The sequence below is a fragment of the Chitinophaga pinensis DSM 2588 genome, from assembly GCF_000024005.1.
GTDB classification, from domain to species: Bacteria; Bacteroidota; Bacteroidia; order Chitinophagales; family Chitinophagaceae; genus Chitinophaga; species Chitinophaga pinensis.
Genome location: NC_013132.1, coordinates 583658 through 599953, shown reverse-complemented (window position 1 = coordinate 599953; position 16296 = coordinate 583658). Strand labels below are relative to the sequence as shown.

The following is a 16296-nucleotide window of genomic DNA, read 5'->3' as shown; positions in this document are numbered from 1 at the left end:
TTAAACCTGGCGGGTTCTTTTTGTTCTAACTTTATAGTAGCGCTTCTAAATATTGTTACTATTTTGCATATAAAACCACAACAATCCAGTCTATGTACAAGAAACTATGCGTTCTATTATTATCAGGTATAGCTTTCGTGCCCGCTACCCAGGCACAGCTGCTGAAGAAATTAGGTGAAGCGGCAAGCAGTGCAGCTTCCAAAACCGGAACATCCAATGTTACTCAAGGTGAAGCAGGCAGCGCAATCAAAGAAGCGCTGGCGAAAGGTGTAGCAAATGGTATCGCTAATCTGAACAAAACTGACGGTTTCTTCGGAAACGAACTTTATAAAATGCTGCTTCCGCCAGATGCGGTAAAAATCGGTAATACCCTCCGTGGTGTGGGTATGGGAGCGCAGGTAGATAAGGCGATCCTGTCTATCAACCGTGCTGCTGAAAAAGCGGTAGGTTATGCAGCGCCGATTTTTGTGGATGCGATCAAAGAAATGAGCATCACTGACGCCCTGAAACTGGTATCCGGTGGTAACAACTCCGCTACTGAGTATTTCAAAGGCAAAACAACTGACAAATTGAAAGCGGCTTTCTCTCCGGTGGTGAAAGGTTCACTGGATAGCACCAGCGCTACAAAATATTATGGCGATATCGTTAACGCGTACAACAAGCTGCCAACTACCTTTAACAAGGCAAATCCTGATTTACAGGACTATGTAACAGGTATGGCAGTAACTGCGCTGTTTGACCAGATCGCGAAAGAGGAATCCAATATCCGCGCTAATCCGGCTGCAAGAACAACTGACCTGCTGAAGAAAGTATTCGGCAGCAGCTCCAGCAGCAAATAAGGATTGCTGAACGATTTATGAAAAAGCCTCGTATCACTGATACGAGGCTTTTTTATTTGTCTTTGCGTGTATACATAGTTATTGCGCACCGGCGAGTAACACCTGCCAGGCTTCCTGTACATGTCCTTTTTCCAGTAATTGCTGCGCATGACGATGGAGTTCTTTTTCCATTTCATCAGGCGTGATACTGTAGTACTGAAAGATGTTCTTCAGATGATCATCTTCAAATGCGGGATCTATTTCCGGCTGTACGTGTACATTGGCGAGTTGTCCGAGGTTGTTACCGGTAAGGATGCTGCTTTGTCTGACAGACAGCGGCAATGCATCTATACCGATACCGAGTGAGGTATTAGGTTTGGCTACTTCGAATACTGCTGCGCCGGATGCACGACAGTAGTAATCCCCTCCCATACGGGCTACGAGGTCAATCTTATGCGGATCGATAGTACCGGCTTCATTCAGGATCTCGTCGTTAATGTGGATCATTACCGCTTCGCAGATGATCAGGTTTCCTGCGCCGCCTTCTGTACCTTGTGTCAGTACTTCTTTCACTTTACACTCAAACTGAACCGGACTTTCTTTGACGCGGAAAGGTTTTACTTTTTCAGCAGCTATGGGAGTAAATCCGGACTTCTCAAATTCGTTTGTCCCCTTTGGGTATTCGCAGCTGGAAAGAGATGCCTGTTGTACCATGGAATAGTTCACCACATTGATGACCACTTCCATTGTTTCCAGGATATTTTCCAGCGTGTGTTTAGTCGTATTATCGCGTACCCTGCGGGCAGGGGAAAAGATCAGTGTAACCGGGTTGCTGCCAAAGATGTTAAAGAAGCTGAAGGGCGACAGGTTAGGTCTCCCCTCTTTATCAACGGTGCTGGCAAAGCAAATGGGTCTGGGAGCAACAGCACCCTGCAGGTATCCCTGTAGCGCTGCTGTTGGCAGCTGTCCTGGAATGATTTGCATGTGGTCTTATTATTTTTTCAATTGCAGAATAGAGAAGTCTGTTTCTTCTGCCACAATTGTATTTGTCAGTGTACCCAGTCCGTCGATATCCATTTCCACTACATCGCCTGGTTGTAACCATTGTTCCTGGTAATCAGGATTTTCACGTTTACCCGTGCCGTTCAGTTCAAGGAAACAGCCGGTGCCTACGGTACCGCTGCCTATTACATCACCCGGATAGATATTAGCGCCATATGCGCAACGTTCGATAATTTCTGCAAAGGTCCAGTCCATATCGCCCATGTTACCTTCACTTACCTGCACACCATTTACACGGCAGGTCATTTTCAGGTTATAGTTTTTGCCGGTATGGCCTGGTTTTGCCGGAATGAGGAGGTGTTCCAGTTCGTCTGGTGTGACCAGCATAGGGCCAATGACGGTACTGAAATCCTTGCCTTTGGCCGGACCCAGATTGAGCTTCATTTCTTCCATCTGTAAGGTGCGGGCGCTCATGTCGTTCATGATCATAAAGCCACCGATATAGTTGTCTGCTTCAGCTGCCGGTATGTTGCGACCGAATTTGCAGATAACAATTGCTGCTTCCAGTTCGAAGTCCAGTTTATCGAAGTGGTCAGGCATACACAATACATCGCCGGGGCCTTGTATCGCATTATGGTTGGTGAAATAAAAGATCGGATACTGATCAAATTCAGGGATCATGTCTACACGACGGTTACGTCTTGCAGCTGCTACGTGCTGTCTGAACGCATAACCATCGCGGCAGGATGTAGGCGCGGGAACGGGCGCCAGTATTTCCACTGAATTGTAAGGGATCGGGGTGGCGGAACCTATGTGTTTTCCGGCTTTCAGCTGTGCATCAATTTCGAGGGCCAGGTCTATTACTTCTTCCCAGGAGAGTAAAAACATCTGCATGTTACCAGGCAGATTGGGGTGCAGGTCCTGCGTGTTGTACAATTTATCGCCGATTAAAATGGCCAGGTGGTCAGCTTCATCCCGTAGATAACTAACAAGTTTCATAATAAGTAGTTGGTTCTGGTTGTATGATTTGTAAATATAGGGCAATTAAGAATTAACTTCTGAGGTACACGCTTTGGATGGATTGTTGCCGGATAAATCAGGCGGTGATTATAGGGGAGATTGTGGTAGCAGGCGTTTATTATCAGGGACAGTTTGGTCGGACCATTGATCATTTAATCTGATATATGTAAGATGTTGCCTGTTGATATGGTAAATACACTGTGCAGATTTATCTGAGAATTTGTGAAGGTAGCTTAGGGAAAATCGATAAATTACGGTGTCATCTCATGACAAACGGACATTACGGACAGGTATGTTTACCAATCAATAAAGAAAGTTAGCACCGTATCTATCAGTACCCCATTTACCCCCTCCGGTCTTCTGATGGACGCAATTAGATATTCACATACCCGTCAAATGCATAAGATCGGCATAATATTCGCGGCAGCAATTTTTCGGCATAAGTTAGAACAGATTAGGAAACCAACATGTCATTCGTTTAAGCACTTATTTGCATTAAATAAAGGAGTTATGAAGTTTGATAAGATTAAGAACAAGGGACAGGCGAGATTATTTGAAAGCAGGTATTTGGAGATGCTCACCAAAACACACCCCCTGGTTATCTGGGCGATGTACATCCCCATCATCGGTTACATGCTATTTTACAGTTATGACACATTAGGATTCAGTATTACCCGTGTGGTGACTGTTTTTCTGGGTGCGATGTTTTTCTGGACTTTATTTGAATACCTGATGCATCGCTATCTGTTCCATTTCAGTAGCGAAAACCAGCGGGTAAAGCGATTTATTTATGTCATGCATGGTAATCACCATGAGTACCCGCGTGACAAACAACGGCTGTTCATGCCGCCGGTACCCAGTCTGATCCTGGCCTCGGTTATCTTCAGTGCGCAGTACGTTTTTCTCAGGGAGTATACTTTTATGTTTTTTCCTGGGTTCATGCTGGGATACCTGATTTATGGCAGTATGCACTATGCGATCCATGCATGGAATCCGCCGGCGAAGTTCCTGAAACCATTATGGCGTAACCACCATCTGCACCATTATAAAGGTGACGAGAAGGGCTTTGGTGTAAGTTCCAGTATATGGGATTATATATTCGGTACCAGCTTTGATCTGGAAAAGGAAAAAGAAGACAAGGAGAAAGTGCGGGAACTGATGTTCAATAAATAATCGGGTTTACCATTTCTCCTCTCCGTCATCGGGAGGAGGCTGGCTATATTTTTTGCGGGAAAGGATCTTTTCCTGTTGTCTTTCTATCAGCAGTGCGGCTATCTTTCTATAAACGCCGGGTGTCAGGTCAGCCTCCAGTACCTGCCGGATACTGAATTCAGAGACATCTATTTTATACAGCAGCAGCACAAATTGTTGAAAGTCGGAACTGATCAGCTGTTCAAGCTTTTCAGCCAGGGTCTCTTCCAGCTGATCGTAGGTCATACCGGCGATCATTGGCAGACCGGCATCAGCTGATATCTGTTGGGCCGTTTCCGGAAGTAATTGCGTCATACAGCACAAAAATAAAAAGGTCCGCGGTTAGCGGACCTTTTTATGTATTATTTCATTTGTTTGATCTTGTAGGAGGAGTTGGTGACTATCTTCACCGGCACCTTGATGTCTTTCTTGATACGTTTGGCTTTGTTGGCCTTATAGGTATACGTACCATTCATTTCCATATTCTGTGCACAGATGCTGGGTAAGCCGGTATTGCGGTCAATCAGGTAGTTGGTCATGATATCGCCGTCTACTTCTGCGGTTGCAGTAATACCGTCTTCAATCGTGAATGTCTCTACTTTATTAGTATGTACTTTACCAGTACCGGAGATCTTAGCCGTCTGGGCGTCCCAGGTTTGCAGGTTCCAGTAAAGGTCTATATCTCCTACCAGTCCGGTACGGATAGGTACGGTTTCTTCCCAGCGGGTGCCGGTCTTGATACTGCGTACCGGGTAGATCACCAGCAGTTGTTCCAGCCAGGTGCGGAAAGCGGCTGTTCCAAACTGGTCTTTCATCAGTTTCTTGTATGCTTCTCTTTCGTCTTCCTTCAGATTGGAGAAGGTAGCGGAGGCTTTATCCAGCAGTTCATCCAGACCGGTGATCTTATTGATAAAGCCGGAATTGGAGATATCGACAGTGAACGGATGGTCGATGATGCTTTTCAGGGCCGCCTGGAAAGGTTCTTTATCATTAGGAACACCGGCATCTACCAGGATGTTCTGATTTTTAGCATTGAAGTTGAATTTCAGTTCTTTATACCTGAATTCAAGATAGAGATGTCCGGATACCACATCTGACACCTGGATACTGATACTGTTGTTGAAATCGCGGGAAACACGCTGCATAATATCGTCTACGGTCGTGTATGTCTCACTGCGGCTTTCCTGTTTCAGTTCAAACTGCTGGCCTTTCTGAAAATTGTAGGCAAGGTCGATATAATCTCTTTTTTCTTCCTGATTCTGGGCTGTTGCCGGAAGTGCCAGCACGGCGCCCATTGCCATTGACACCAAAAATCGCTTCATCATTGCGCTATATTTATTAAACATACTTTTCAATTACTCCCAGGCCGAACAATGCGAAGTCGTATTTCGCCGGGTCCAGTGGGTCCAGCTGCCTGAGTTGCTCGGTAAGGGCGATTGCCGTTTTCCAGTCGGATTTAGCGGCAGGAATCAAACCTAGTCTGGTGGCCACTCTGCCTACATGCACATCCACAGGACATACTAACTGCGATGGCTGGATATGTTCCCATAATCCAAAATCCACGCCATTTTCGTCCTTCCTCACCATCCAGCGAAGGTACATATTCAATCTTTTACAGGCAGAATTTCTCGCAGGAGTGGAAATATGTTTACGTGTACGTTCAGGGTGCTCCGGTAGGAAGAACATATGATGGAACCCGCGCAGCGCGTTTTCGATGGTATCGTCTTCCGGGGTGATGTGGCCACTGAAAGCGAATTCCAGGGAAGTAATGTCATTATAATAGCCCTGGAGGAACTCGACAAAGTACATCAGGTCTACCCCGTTGAAAGTACGGTGGCAGAACTGAAGGAGTTTCATCCGTTCTCTGGGCTTATGGTTTTTGATGAAGTCATAGGGTGCATCGTCCATCAGCTTCAGGAGATCCGTACACTTATTGATGATGGTGGTACGGTTGCCCCAGGCCAGTATGGCTGCAAACAGACCTGAAATTTCGATATCCTGAAGTTGGGTAAACCTATGCGGTATGCTTATCGGGTCGCCTGGTATAAAGTCAGGATTGTTGTATTGCGCTGCTTTCGCGTCCAGAAAGGCCTTCAGTTGGTCAAATCTCATAATGGTCTGCTCGGTTTTGTGCTGATTGTGTCGGGAGTGCATTACTCTGGCTGCCCGAAAAATAAGCAAAGATGTTCATACTATATCAATTTATATAGATAACGGATTATATATTATAGTTAATTGATAATGAGTATTTGTGAGTATATTTTGTTGTAAGTACCGGTCAACAAGGCTTCCAGACTCATTGGTTTAGTATTTAAAAGCATGTTAATTATACACTCTTAGGCCGCATAGTGTTGAGTAAGAAGCATTTTTTTGCCTTTTTTAGTCATTTGACAGCGAATTACTTATGGCAGAGTATGGTTGGTGTGGGGTTAGTATAGCATAAAAAAGGATGCAGGAACAAACGCCTGGGTAAATAGCGTTGGTTCCTGCATGAGGAATATTGTCTGTTGATCTTGTTATCCGATGGCTTTGGACAGGTCGGCGATCAGATCTTCTGCATCTTCAATACCTACACTCAATCGGATCAGGGAATCTACCAGTCCGTTGGCGATCCTTTCTTCGCGGGGAATAGAGGCATGAGTCATACTGGCCGGGTGTCCTATGAGCGACTCCACTCCTCCCAGCGATTCTGCGAGGGAGAACAGGTGGGTGCCGCTCAGTACTTTAAAGGCAGCTTCCTGGCTGTCATCTTTCAGGGTGAAAGAGATCATACCGCCGAAGCCTCTCATCTGCTGTTTGGCGATGTGATGGTTTGGATGATCTTCGAATCCGCACCAATGCACTTTGGCCACTTTCGGATGCTGGCGAAGGAACTGTGCGATAACAGCGCCATTTTCACAATGACGCTGCATACGTACGTGCAGGGTTTTGAGTCCGCGTAATACAAGGAAGCAGTCCTGCGGACCAGGTACTGCGCCACAGCTGTTCTGTATGAAATAGAGTTGTTTTGCCAGTGCTTCTTCTTTTACCACAATTGCGCCGTGTACCACATCGCTATGACCACCGAGATATTTGGTAGCGCTGTGTACGACGATATCTGCGCCCAGGTCCAGTGGGTTTTGCAGGTATGGAGAGGCGAAGGTATTATCTACACAAAGCAGCAGCTTGTTTTCCTTTGCAATCTTTGCGCTGGCGGCGATATCAATGATATTCAGCAGCGGATTGGTCGGTGTTTCTATCCAGAGCAGTTTTGTGTTTTTGTTGACATACTGCCGGATGTTTTCGGCGTCCTGCATACCAATGAAATGGAACTTAATGCCGTAGCGTTCGAATATCTTGGTAAATATGCGATACGTGCCGCCATAGAGATCGTTGGAGGCAATGACTTCATCGCCAGGTTGCAGCAGTTTCATGACTGCGTCAGTAGCAGCCAGACCACTACCAAAGGAAATACCGTATTTGCCGTTTTCGATGGCTGCCAGTGCATTCTGTAACGCATCACGGGTGGGGTTTTGCGTGCGGGCATATTCATATCCTTTATGGTCGCCCGGTGCGTTCTGCACATACGTGGACGTCTGAAAGATCGGGGTCATGATTGCCCCGGTTGAAGGATCAGGGGTAACGCCTGCGTGTATAAGTTTAGTTCCCAGCTTCATTCCTGAAATATTTTAGTATTTAGACGATTCTTTTCGACAGCTCCAAAGGTACTAATTCCCGCATTCCGGCGCCGGTTCGCTCCTTTATTTGTACAAGGTGTTATGTATCAAATCAGATAAAAAAAAATACAAATAAGTAGATCTACGCAGGTGCAGACTGAAGTATAAATACGGGCCATGGTGGCTGTTTTTGTCCTTAATCGCTTTCAGAAATCACTTTACGGATGAAATCGCCACTTTCACGAACAAAATTTGTTCACTCAGCCGAAACCGTAGTTTCCGCGCAGTTATTCGAACTACATTTGAAAAGGTTTTTCATAGGATATGGTTAAAATTCGTGGGCGGTAATCTTACCGCCTATTTTATTACTAAAAACAAAGAGAGCGGAAGTGCATACTCCCGCTCTCTTGATTTTTATATGAACTGCTTTTTGTTATTTCTTTTTACCGGTAGCAGGTGCTTTGTCTGACCATTTGATAGGCAGGCTTACACTGGTAGTATCCCAGGCAACTACGAGGTTAGCGCCATAGTCTGCTTTTTCGAACACGATGCTGAAGGGTTCAACAGGTGTGCTTAGCTTTACAACAGGTACCTCTGCTCTTGCCACGTCTTTCTTTTCGTCGTATTTGAACGCGCCCCAGATATCCGTTTCACGGTTTACGATCATGGTCCATTTCTGTTCGCCTAATATCGCGTACATGGTATAACGGCCTTTAGGGATGTTTTTACCACCGATATTAACAGGGCGATAGAATTCTATTTCAGTAGCCTCGTTGGCGCCCAGCCGATAGATTTCGCCATAAGCTTCCAGTTCGCCGAAGATCTTTCTTCCTTTCTTCTGCGGACGGCTATATATAACACGTGCCACAAGTGCGCCGGGTTCACCTTTCACCTTTACTACATAGGGATACATTACCGGATAGTATGCCATGTCCATAGGGCTCGCATCGAGAGGCGGCATCTTTTTGTCCTGGGCATTGGTGGTCAGGCTGGTGAGACCTGCTATAATGGTAAGCAGCATTAAGCGAAGTAAACATTTCATTGTTGGCTATCAATTCAGTTTGTTACAAAATATGTGCAAACCTACGATTTAATGCGGGTATGTTTTAACGAATGCGACCAATTCAGGAAAGAATGTTCTGTAATGATCAGCCAGTTCGTCATAATGCTGTTTAAGTACTTCAAATGGCGCATCAGCCGTCACTTCCAGGAATTTTGCCCGGTGTACGATACCGCTGAAGCTCTTATAAATACCGTCCATAAACCGGTAACCATACAGCCAGTCATGTTGTTGCATGTGCCGGAAAACCTGTTGAAATACAGGTGGTAGTATATCATGTTGCTGTGCAACAGTATGGTATATCTGTTTTGTAAAAGCAGATAAGGATTGTTCTGAAAAAATGCTGGTATCAGTAGCGAGGAAATGATCATATACAATGTCGATAAAGACGGCACTGTATCGTCCGCAGGATGCCTGGAAATATTCTCTGGCTGCCAGTGTCACCGGGTGCGTATCTGTAAATGTATCGATCGCACGGTGCAACTGTATGCCCTGCTGAATACCCCGATCGTATTCCTGCCAGTGTTTGCCTTTCACATAATCAGCTATCATATTGCCCACTATCAGGGACTGATCATTGAAAGAAAGATATGCGTGGGCCAGGTAGTTCATGTACTGAAGGTAAGAATTAGGAATTAGGAATTAAGAATTAGGAATTACGTTTGAACGAGCATCAATTGATAGTAATTGTATCAATAAGGCAAATACTGGACCGTAATCACCAACAATGTTATTGCTTATCAGTAGGGGTTTTTATAACAGCTGGCTAACCAATTCCTAATTCCTAATTTGTAATTCCTAATTGATTTTAACCGTTCATCGCTACACTGTCCAGTTTAACAAAAGCTTAACGCAGGTGCCTGCAACGATCGTCGTTTCAGTGCAACATCTGAATGGCACAAGGAAGTATATGAAAAGACAAGGTAAGTTGAATATAATTCTGTTACAGATGCGAATTACCAATTAATCTAGCGTCTCCATTTAACACAAAGCATTTGACCCCGCCCCATTCTTGCATGTACCTTTACATCACAAAACCAAACCTAAAAGTTTCCGCCATGAAACCGATCAAATCAATTAACCTCAGTGCACCTGCGGGTGCTACACGACTGTCTTTCGGTCGTATCAGGAGCATGCTTCTGTTATTTGTTGCCGCTCTTCTTTTCAGTACACAGCTCACATTTGCAGCCACCAAGGAAATGGAGGCCAGCAGTAAATTGAAGAATGCACTCAGCAAAGAATTTTCGGGTGCTTCAGATGTGAAATGGTATAGCGAAGACAACAAAACGTTTATGGCCAAATTCACATTGAAAGAACGTAATGTGACTGCCTACTTCGATAAAGAAGGAACGCTGCTGGCTACCCGCCGCTACATAGCGGAAGAGCATCTGCCGCTGGCTGTGACCAACAAGCTGGCGAAACGTTATCCGAATGAAAAAGTACGCTGGGTGGTAGAATTCGAAAGCGATGGAAACACCGTGTACTATGTAACACTGGAAGGCGACAAGACCTGGAAAGTGATCAAATCAAGCGCAGGTGGCGACATGAGTGTACACCAGCACCTGAAGAAAGTCTAGACATCAGTTCATCAGTTGAAAGTCCATAGTCAAGGTAGTCCATAGTAGCGACAGCTATTATGGGCTATTTTTTTTAATTCATTACCTTTGCGGTTCTTAGAGAATTTAAACTATTTAAACGGACATGAATAAAGGGCCTATTTCTCAATTTATCCAGCACCACTACCGCCACTTTAATGCGGCTGCACTGGTGGATGCTGCCAAGGGATATGAAACACATTTACTGGAAGGCGGTAAAATGCTGGTATCTCTTGCGGGTGCTATGAGTACTGCCGAGTTGGGTATCTCCTTCGCGGAAATGATCCGCCAGGGTAAAGTAGATATCATCTCCTGTACAGGCGCTAACCTGGAGGAAGATATCATGAACCTGGTAGCACATACACACTACAAAAGGGTTCCTAACTACCGTGACCTGAGCCCCCAGGAAGAATGGGACCTGCTCCAGGATGGTTTTAACAGGGTGACTGATACCTGTATTCCGGAGGAAGAAGCTTTCCGCCGTATACAAGAGCATATTCACAAGATCTGGAAAGACGCTGATGATAAAGGTGAACGTTACTTCCCGCACGAGTACATGTACAAACTCCTGCTGAGCGGTGTAATGAAAGAGCACTACGAGATCGATCCAAAGAACAGCTGGATGCTCGCTGCTGCTGAACGTAATATTCCGATCGTTGTTCCGGGATGGGAAGATAGCACCATGGGTAATATCTTCGCTTCTTACATCATCAAAGGTGAACTGAAAGCATCTACCATGAAGAGCGGTATCGAGTACATGGTATGGCTGGCAGACTGGTACCGTAACAATTCCGCTGGTAAGGGCGTAGGCTTCTTCCAGATCGGTGGCGGTATCGCGGGTGACTTCCCGATCTGCGTAGTGCCAATGATGTATCAGGATCTGGAATGGCATGATGTGCCTTTCTGGGGCTATTTCTGCCAGATTTCTGACTCCACTACTTCTTATGGTTCTTACTCCGGTGCAGTACCAAACGAGAAGATTACCTGGGGTAAACTGGATATCAACACACCAAAATTCATCGTTGAATCTGATGCTACGATCGTAGCGCCACTGATATTTGCTTACCTGCTCGGCTGGTAAGTGCTGCTGCCGCAAGGCTGACGCAAAGACAAACGCTGACCACTGCATTTTGCGGTGATCAGCGTTTTGTCTTTTATAAGACTATCACTTTTAATACGAAAAGCGTATATTGTACCCTTATAACTTCCAAAAATGAAAAACATATTTCCACTATTAACAGTGGCGGCCGCAGTTAGCTTCAGCGCCTGCCAGTCTGGTACAAAAACCGATAATAATACAGCAGATAGTATGAGTACCAAGCAAGACAGTCTTTCTCAGGGCCAGATATCAGATGCGAAATTTGATACTACCATCGACGGCAAACAGGTGAAATTATATCACCTGAAAGGTAAAGGAAATATCCAGGTAGCTATTACCAACTATGGCGCAAAGATCGTAAGTCTGCTCGCTCCTGATAAACAGGGACAACTGGCCGACGTTGAGCTGGGTTATGATAATGCCGCTCAGTATGTAAGCACCAAGGAAAGATATTATGGTGGTATCGTAGGCCGTTATGGCAACCGTATCGCTAAAGGTAAGTTCAAAGTGGATGGTAAAGAGTATACCCTCGCTACCAACAATGGCGTGAATCACCTGCACGGTGGTAAAGTAGGTTTTAATGATGTGGTATGGGATGCTGAGCAGCCAAATGATCACACCCTGAAACTGCACTATGTAGCAAAAGACGGTGAAGAAGGATACCCTGGTAACCTGGATATCACACTGACTTACGAACTGACAGACAGCAACGAAGTAAAGATCGATTATAAAGCCACTACCGATAAAGCAACTGTGGTAAACCTGACTAACCACTCTTTCTTCAACCTGCATGGCGCGGGTAATGGCGATATCAATGATCATATCATGTATATCAATGCCGATAAGTTCACACCGGTGGACAGTACCCTGATCCCTACCGGTAAACTCCAGGCGGTAAAAGGTACACCGATGGACTTCACCACACCTACCAAAATCGGTGAAAGAGTAGATGCTGATTTCGAACAGCTGAAATTCGGTAAAGGATACGATCACAACTATGTGCTGAACAAAAAAGGTAAAGAACTGTCACTGGCAGCTACTGTAGAAGAGCCTACCAGCGGCCGTACCCTGGAAGTATGGACGACTGAGCCGGGTGTTCAGTTCTACGGTGGTAACTTCCTGGATGGTACCGACAAGGGTAAAGAAGGTAAAAGCTATGTACACCGTGGTGCATTCTGCCTGGAAACACAGCACTTCCCTGATTCACCAAATAAGCCTACGTTCCCTTCAGTAGTACTGAAACCGGGAGAAACCTATACTTCTACCTGTGTGTATAAGTTTGGCGTAAAATCTTAATCAGTTACAAAGGCGATTGCCTGGAGTTTTTAGAGATATTAGCACAGAGGGTGTCCGCCGTATGGCAGACACCCTCTGCTTTTAGGCCGTATAAGGCCCGGTTTCTACGTTCATTTAGCTTCATTCCTTCGATTACCCCCTTATTATACCGGCATTACGCCGTTACCGCTCCGTTCAGGAACGAAGAGATAGCGGCATAATGACGGTGTAGTAACGTAATTATACGAAGCTCATACCGGGAAACAGGCTCAGAAAAAGAGATCTGAGGCAATACCATCGGCAAAAAGCCGGCCTTCCGGCGTCAGTACCAGGGTATCGTTGCGGAGAATCATCCAGCCTTTATCGATGAAAGTCCGGGATAGTTGCAGGAGAGTATCCCGTTTGTCAGTACCGAAACGTTCCGCGACTACGGGCAGTATACAGCCCTGTGAGGTACGCAGGGTGGTCATGATATATTCATTCAGCATCATAACAGCCGTCAGTTCTTCCAGTTCGAAAGGCACTTTATCCTGCTCCATGCTTTTGATATACTGCGCGTTGTTGGCAATGTTCCACTGACGGGAACCACCATTGAAGGAATGTGCCGAAGGCCCTAATCCGAGGTAAGGCTGTCCCTGCCAGTAACTGCTGTTGTGACGGGAGTGCCAGCCGGGAAGGGCGAAGTTGGATATTTCATAATGCTCATAGCCGGCTTTTGCCGTCCATTGCATGAGTTGTTCAAAATGACGGGCAGCTTTATCGGAATCAACGGCAGCTACTTTCTTTTTCCGGATAAACTGGTCCAGCGCCGTGCCGGGTTCTACGGTCAGTGCATAACAGGAAAGATGTTGTACACCCAGGTCGATGGCCTGTTGTACATTGGCAGCCCATCCTTCATCAGTCAGCGTCGGTCCACCATATATCAGGTCTATGGTCAGGTTATCAAAGCCGGCAGCCTTTGCATTGATGATACTTTGCAAGGCTTGCTGACTATCGTGCGCACGGTTCATCCAGCGCAGATCCGGTTCATGAAAGGACTGTATACCGATACTCAGCCGGTTGATACCAGCAGCGCGGAGGGCGTCCAGTTTTCCAGGAGAAAGATCATCCGGATTGGCTTCCAGGGTGATCTCTGCGTCCGGATTAACCGGGAAGGTATCCCGCAGTTTACTGAGCAGCAGCTGTATATCAGCCTGCGGAAGCATACTGGGGGTGCCGCCACCGAAATAGATACTGCTTACCGGGGCGCCGGAGAGATAATTGCGTTGTAAATCTATTTCCCTTACCAGTTGCTTAACCAGGGCTGGTTGCTGCGACAATGAAGTGGAAAAATGGAAGTTACAGTAGTAACAAGCCTGCTTACAAAAAGGAATATGTAGATAAATACCTGCCATCTGAAAAAAAGCGTGTGCCGGCACAGGCCGGTAGACACTGAAATAAATTGAGTATAGCTTAAATAAGTATATGGTAACTATAGTATATCAACTAGTGACCATGGACTATTTTTATATCTTTGCAAACGACAAAATTACTGCATTAAAAAATATTCACGGTGCGACGCTGGTTATTGTTTCTGTTCATTCTACCCTGTTTACGTTTGGCGGCTCAGACGGATAGCTCCGCAAAGCCGGCTCCTGCTGTGCAAAGCGCGCCTGTGAAGGTACAAAGTGACCCCCGGGACACCACAGTCAAACCTGTGAAGAAGAAAGTACCGGTGATCAAAAAAGACAGTGCAGGTGTGAGTGCGCCTGCAAGTGTATTAAAGCCTGCTACACCGGCAGTTCCTGTAAGTACTACTACTGCACCTGCGGCTACTGCACAAAATGCAGTACCGGCGGCCCCTGTTGTCACTGCTGACAGTACTGCGAAAGCAGCTGCTGATAGTAGGCAGCAGCAGGCTGCTGTACCTTTACGGCAGGAAACGGCGTATGATCTGTACCTGAAAAAGCTGGCGGCTACCAATATTTTCCTGAAAAGCGACAAGCCTACCCGGCTGGATGTCAATAAAGTAAGGGTATATGAAGACCTGGACTGGCTGGTATATGTGATGGCGGGCGTTGTGTTGTTACTGGGTATCATCCGGCTGAGTTACCTGAAATACTTCTCCGATCTGTTCCGGGCGTTTATGAATCCGACGCTGAGTCAGCGACAGCTGAAGGACCAGTTGTCACAGTCTCCGTTCCCTAACTTTTTGCTGAACGGCTTTTTTGTGATCAGTCTGGCTTTGTACCTGTATCTGTTGATGTACCGGCAGCAGTATATACCTGCGAATACTGCCTGGATGGCGATTCCGGGACTGGTATTGCTGGTGGCGGTTGTATATAGCGTGAAATATGTAATGTTACGCTTCTGCGGATGGCTGTTTGGTAGTTCAGAACTGGCCGATGCTTACATCTTCGTATTATATCTCATCAACAAAATACTGGGCATTTTACTGGTGCCATTCCTGGTGATACTGGCATTCTGTAAGCCGGAATGGTCAAAACCATTCATGTATATGTCCGTAGCATTTATTGTGTTACTCGTTGCGTATCGCTATATCCGGTCATATTCAGTGGTAAAACAATACTTATCTTTCAGCAGATTGCATTTTTTTCTTTACCTTTGCGCATTCGAAGTAGCGCCGGTTCTAATAATAACTAAGGTGTTGCTGGTAGCGTTAACTGGTGGTCTCTGATTATTAAAACTGCCTATTGTTAACACAAGAGCATAAAAACGTATGATTAAAGGCGGGCCAAAAAAAGATTTGCAAGCAAAGCACATTCAGACAATTCTAATTTCCCAACCTAAGCCTGAAACAGAAAAATCACCTTACTTTGAACTAGCTAAAAAATTCAATGTCAAATTGGATTTTTATCCGTTTATAAGGGTGGAGGGGCTGTCCGCAAAAGAGTTCAGGAAACAGAAAATAGATATCCCGAACTTTACGGCTGTGATTTTTACCAGCCGCAATGCAGTGGATCACTTTTTCAGGATCTGTGAGGAAATGAAAATTAAGGTCTCCCAGGACTGTAAGTATTTCTGTATCACGGAGGCGATTGCTTTGTATTTGCAGAAATTCATCCTGTACCGGAAACGTAAAGTATTCTATGGTGCCGACGGCTCGACGAAGAGTTTGCTGGAAGTGATGAACAAGCACAGGGACAATGAGAAATTCCTGTTCCCAAGTTCAGATAGTCAGCGGAAAGATATCGAAGAGTGGTTAAAGACCAACAAATGTGAATACGCTACTGCTACCCTGTACAAGACTGTCTCTAACGACGTAAAGGAAGTATTGACGGCAACCGATTATGATATGATCGTTTTCTTCAGTCCTTATGGTGTAAAATCACTGTTTGAGAACGTTCCTAAGTTTGAGCAGAACGGTACCCGTATCGGTGCTTTCGGACCGACTACCTCAGCAGCTGTTGAAGAGGCTGGTTTACGACTGGATGTTAAGGCTCCTGCACCTCAGGCTCCTTCCATGGTAGCAGCGCTGGAGCAGTATCTGGCGACGATCAACAAAAAATAACACGAAAATCACGGTAAAATATTACACAGAAAGGGACAGCGAAAGCTGTCCCTTCTTATATTTGGGGTA

General features: G+C 45.7%; 16 protein-coding genes. 7 read left to right on the top strand and 9 right to left on the bottom strand.

The features are described 5' to 3' along the window. The first annotated feature begins 92 nt into the window (after positions 1–92). On the top strand, positions 93–839 hold the full coding sequence (locus CPIN_RS02450) for a DUF4197 domain-containing protein (protein ID WP_012788175.1): 747 nt from the start codon (positions 93–95) through the stop codon (positions 837–839). A 78-nt stretch (positions 840–917) separates the two neighbouring features. Here CPIN_RS02450 and CPIN_RS02445 read toward each other — a convergent pair whose 3' ends face one another. Further along, positions 918–1802 (bottom strand): flavin reductase family protein, encoded by an 885-nt coding sequence (locus CPIN_RS02445; RefSeq protein ID WP_012788174.1) that lies wholly within the window; start codon positions 1800–1802, stop codon positions 918–920. 9 nt (positions 1803–1811) lie between these two features. Continuing rightward, positions 1812–2819 (bottom strand): fumarylacetoacetate hydrolase family protein, encoded by a 1008-nt coding sequence (locus CPIN_RS02440; protein ID WP_012788173.1) that lies wholly within the window; start codon positions 2817–2819, stop codon positions 1812–1814. Positions 2820–3350: 531 nt separating this feature from the next. On the opposite strand from CPIN_RS02440, the gene CPIN_RS02435 reads away from it, so the two are divergent. Next, the gene (locus CPIN_RS02435) at positions 3351–4013 is read left to right on the top strand and encodes a sterol desaturase family protein (RefSeq protein ID WP_012788172.1); all 663 of its coding nucleotides are present in this window, start codon (positions 3351–3353) and stop codon (positions 4011–4013) included. Between the two features lie 6 nt (positions 4014–4019). On the opposite strand, the gene CPIN_RS02430 is transcribed toward CPIN_RS02435, so the two are convergent. From CPIN_RS02430 to CPIN_RS02405, 6 genes are all read right to left on the bottom strand, one after another. Further along, positions 4020–4346 carry a hypothetical protein gene (locus CPIN_RS02430; RefSeq protein WP_012788171.1) on the bottom strand — a complete coding sequence of 109 codons (327 nt, stop codon included), beginning with the start codon at positions 4344–4346 and terminating at the stop codon, positions 4020–4022. 47 nt (positions 4347–4393) lie between these two features. Continuing rightward, positions 4394–5356 (bottom strand): DUF6263 family protein, encoded by a 963-nt coding sequence (locus CPIN_RS02425; protein WP_148230493.1) that lies wholly within the window; start codon positions 5354–5356, stop codon positions 4394–4396. A 13-nt stretch (positions 5357–5369) separates the two neighbouring features. Next, the gene (locus CPIN_RS02420) at positions 5370–6143 is read right to left on the bottom strand and encodes a TIGR02757 family protein (protein ID WP_012788169.1); all 774 of its coding nucleotides are present in this window, start codon (positions 6141–6143) and stop codon (positions 5370–5372) included. 404 nt (positions 6144–6547) lie between these two features. Beyond that, entirely contained in the window at positions 6548–7687 is a 1140-nt protein-coding gene (locus CPIN_RS02415; RefSeq protein WP_012788168.1) for a cystathionine gamma-synthase, read from the bottom strand. A gap of 433 nt (positions 7688–8120) precedes the next feature. Continuing rightward, complete coding sequence (locus tag CPIN_RS02410; protein ID WP_044217690.1) at positions 8121–8729, bottom strand: DUF2911 domain-containing protein; 609 nt, start codon at positions 8727–8729, stop codon at positions 8121–8123. Between the two features lie 48 nt (positions 8730–8777). Beyond that, entirely contained in the window at positions 8778–9359 is a 582-nt protein-coding gene (locus tag CPIN_RS02405) for an acyl carrier protein phosphodiesterase (protein ID WP_012788166.1), read from the bottom strand. Between the two features lie 446 nt (positions 9360–9805). Here CPIN_RS02405 and CPIN_RS02400 point away from each other — a divergent pair, with 446 nt between their 5' ends. The 3 genes from CPIN_RS02400 to CPIN_RS02390 all read left to right on the top strand — a co-directional run bounded on the left by CPIN_RS02400 (position 9806) and on the right by CPIN_RS02390 (position 12737). After that, positions 9806–10324, top strand: a complete 519-nt coding sequence (locus CPIN_RS02400) for a hypothetical protein (RefSeq protein WP_012788165.1) — start codon at positions 9806–9808, stop codon at positions 10322–10324. 124 nt (positions 10325–10448) lie between these two features. After that, positions 10449–11423 carry a deoxyhypusine synthase family protein gene (locus CPIN_RS02395; RefSeq protein ID WP_012788164.1) on the top strand — a complete coding sequence of 325 codons (975 nt, stop codon included), beginning with the start codon at positions 10449–10451 and terminating at the stop codon, positions 11421–11423. A 132-nt stretch (positions 11424–11555) separates the two neighbouring features. Further along, positions 11556–12737, top strand: a complete 1182-nt coding sequence (locus CPIN_RS02390) for an aldose epimerase family protein (RefSeq protein ID WP_012788163.1) — start codon at positions 11556–11558, stop codon at positions 12735–12737. Positions 12738–12985: 248 nt separating this feature from the next. Here the strand turns inward: CPIN_RS02390 and hemW are convergent, their stop codons facing one another. Continuing rightward, positions 12986–14110 (bottom strand): radical SAM family heme chaperone HemW, encoded by a 1125-nt coding sequence (gene hemW, locus CPIN_RS02385; RefSeq protein WP_012788162.1) that lies wholly within the window; start codon positions 14108–14110, stop codon positions 12986–12988. A gap of 158 nt (positions 14111–14268) precedes the next feature. Between hemW and CPIN_RS02380 the strand changes: the two genes are divergently transcribed. Both CPIN_RS02380 and CPIN_RS02375 read left to right on the top strand, forming a co-directional pair. After that, positions 14269–15393 carry a DUF4271 domain-containing protein gene (locus CPIN_RS02380; protein ID WP_012788161.1) on the top strand — a complete coding sequence of 375 codons (1125 nt, stop codon included), beginning with the start codon at positions 14269–14271 and terminating at the stop codon, positions 15391–15393. A gap of 42 nt (positions 15394–15435) precedes the next feature. Beyond that, positions 15436–16227 (top strand): uroporphyrinogen-III synthase, encoded by a 792-nt coding sequence (locus CPIN_RS02375; RefSeq protein WP_012788160.1) that lies wholly within the window; start codon positions 15436–15438, stop codon positions 16225–16227. The last annotated feature ends 69 nt before the right edge of the window (positions 16228–16296 follow it).

Excerpts from the sequence above, each read along its gene's own strand:
- CPIN_RS02450 (WP_012788175.1), top strand. The coding sequence starts at position 93 with ATGTACAAGAAACTATGCGTTCTATTATTATCAGGTATAGCTTTCGTG.
- CPIN_RS02445 (WP_012788174.1), bottom strand. The coding sequence starts at position 1,802 with ATGCAAATCATTCCAGGACAGCTGCCAACAGCAGCGCTACAGGGATAC.
- CPIN_RS02440 (WP_012788173.1), bottom strand. The coding sequence starts at position 2,819 with ATGAAACTTGTTAGTTATCTACGGGATGAAGCTGACCACCTGGCCATT.
- CPIN_RS02435 (WP_012788172.1), top strand. The coding sequence starts at position 3,351 with ATGAAGTTTGATAAGATTAAGAACAAGGGACAGGCGAGATTATTTGAA.
- CPIN_RS02430 (WP_012788171.1), bottom strand. The coding sequence starts at position 4,346 with ATGACGCAATTACTTCCGGAAACGGCCCAACAGATATCAGCTGATGCC.
- CPIN_RS02425 (WP_148230493.1), bottom strand. The coding sequence starts at position 5,356 with ATGATGAAGCGATTTTTGGTGTCAATGGCAATGGGCGCCGTGCTGGCA.
- CPIN_RS02420 (WP_012788169.1), bottom strand. The coding sequence starts at position 6,143 with ATGAGATTTGACCAACTGAAGGCCTTTCTGGACGCGAAAGCAGCGCAA.
- CPIN_RS02415 (WP_012788168.1), bottom strand. The coding sequence starts at position 7,687 with ATGAAGCTGGGAACTAAACTTATACACGCAGGCGTTACCCCTGATCCT.
- CPIN_RS02410 (WP_044217690.1), bottom strand. The coding sequence starts at position 8,729 with ATGAAATGTTTACTTCGCTTAATGCTGCTTACCATTATAGCAGGTCTC.
- CPIN_RS02405 (WP_012788166.1), bottom strand. The coding sequence starts at position 9,359 with ATGAACTACCTGGCCCACGCATATCTTTCTTTCAATGATCAGTCCCTG.
- CPIN_RS02400 (WP_012788165.1), top strand. The coding sequence starts at position 9,806 with ATGAAACCGATCAAATCAATTAACCTCAGTGCACCTGCGGGTGCTACA.
- CPIN_RS02395 (WP_012788164.1), top strand. The coding sequence starts at position 10,449 with ATGAATAAAGGGCCTATTTCTCAATTTATCCAGCACCACTACCGCCAC.
- CPIN_RS02390 (WP_012788163.1), top strand. The coding sequence starts at position 11,556 with ATGAAAAACATATTTCCACTATTAACAGTGGCGGCCGCAGTTAGCTTC.
- hemW (WP_012788162.1), bottom strand. The coding sequence starts at position 14,110 with ATGGCAGGTATTTATCTACATATTCCTTTTTGTAAGCAGGCTTGTTAC.
- CPIN_RS02375 (WP_012788160.1), top strand. The coding sequence starts at position 15,436 with ATGATTAAAGGCGGGCCAAAAAAAGATTTGCAAGCAAAGCACATTCAG.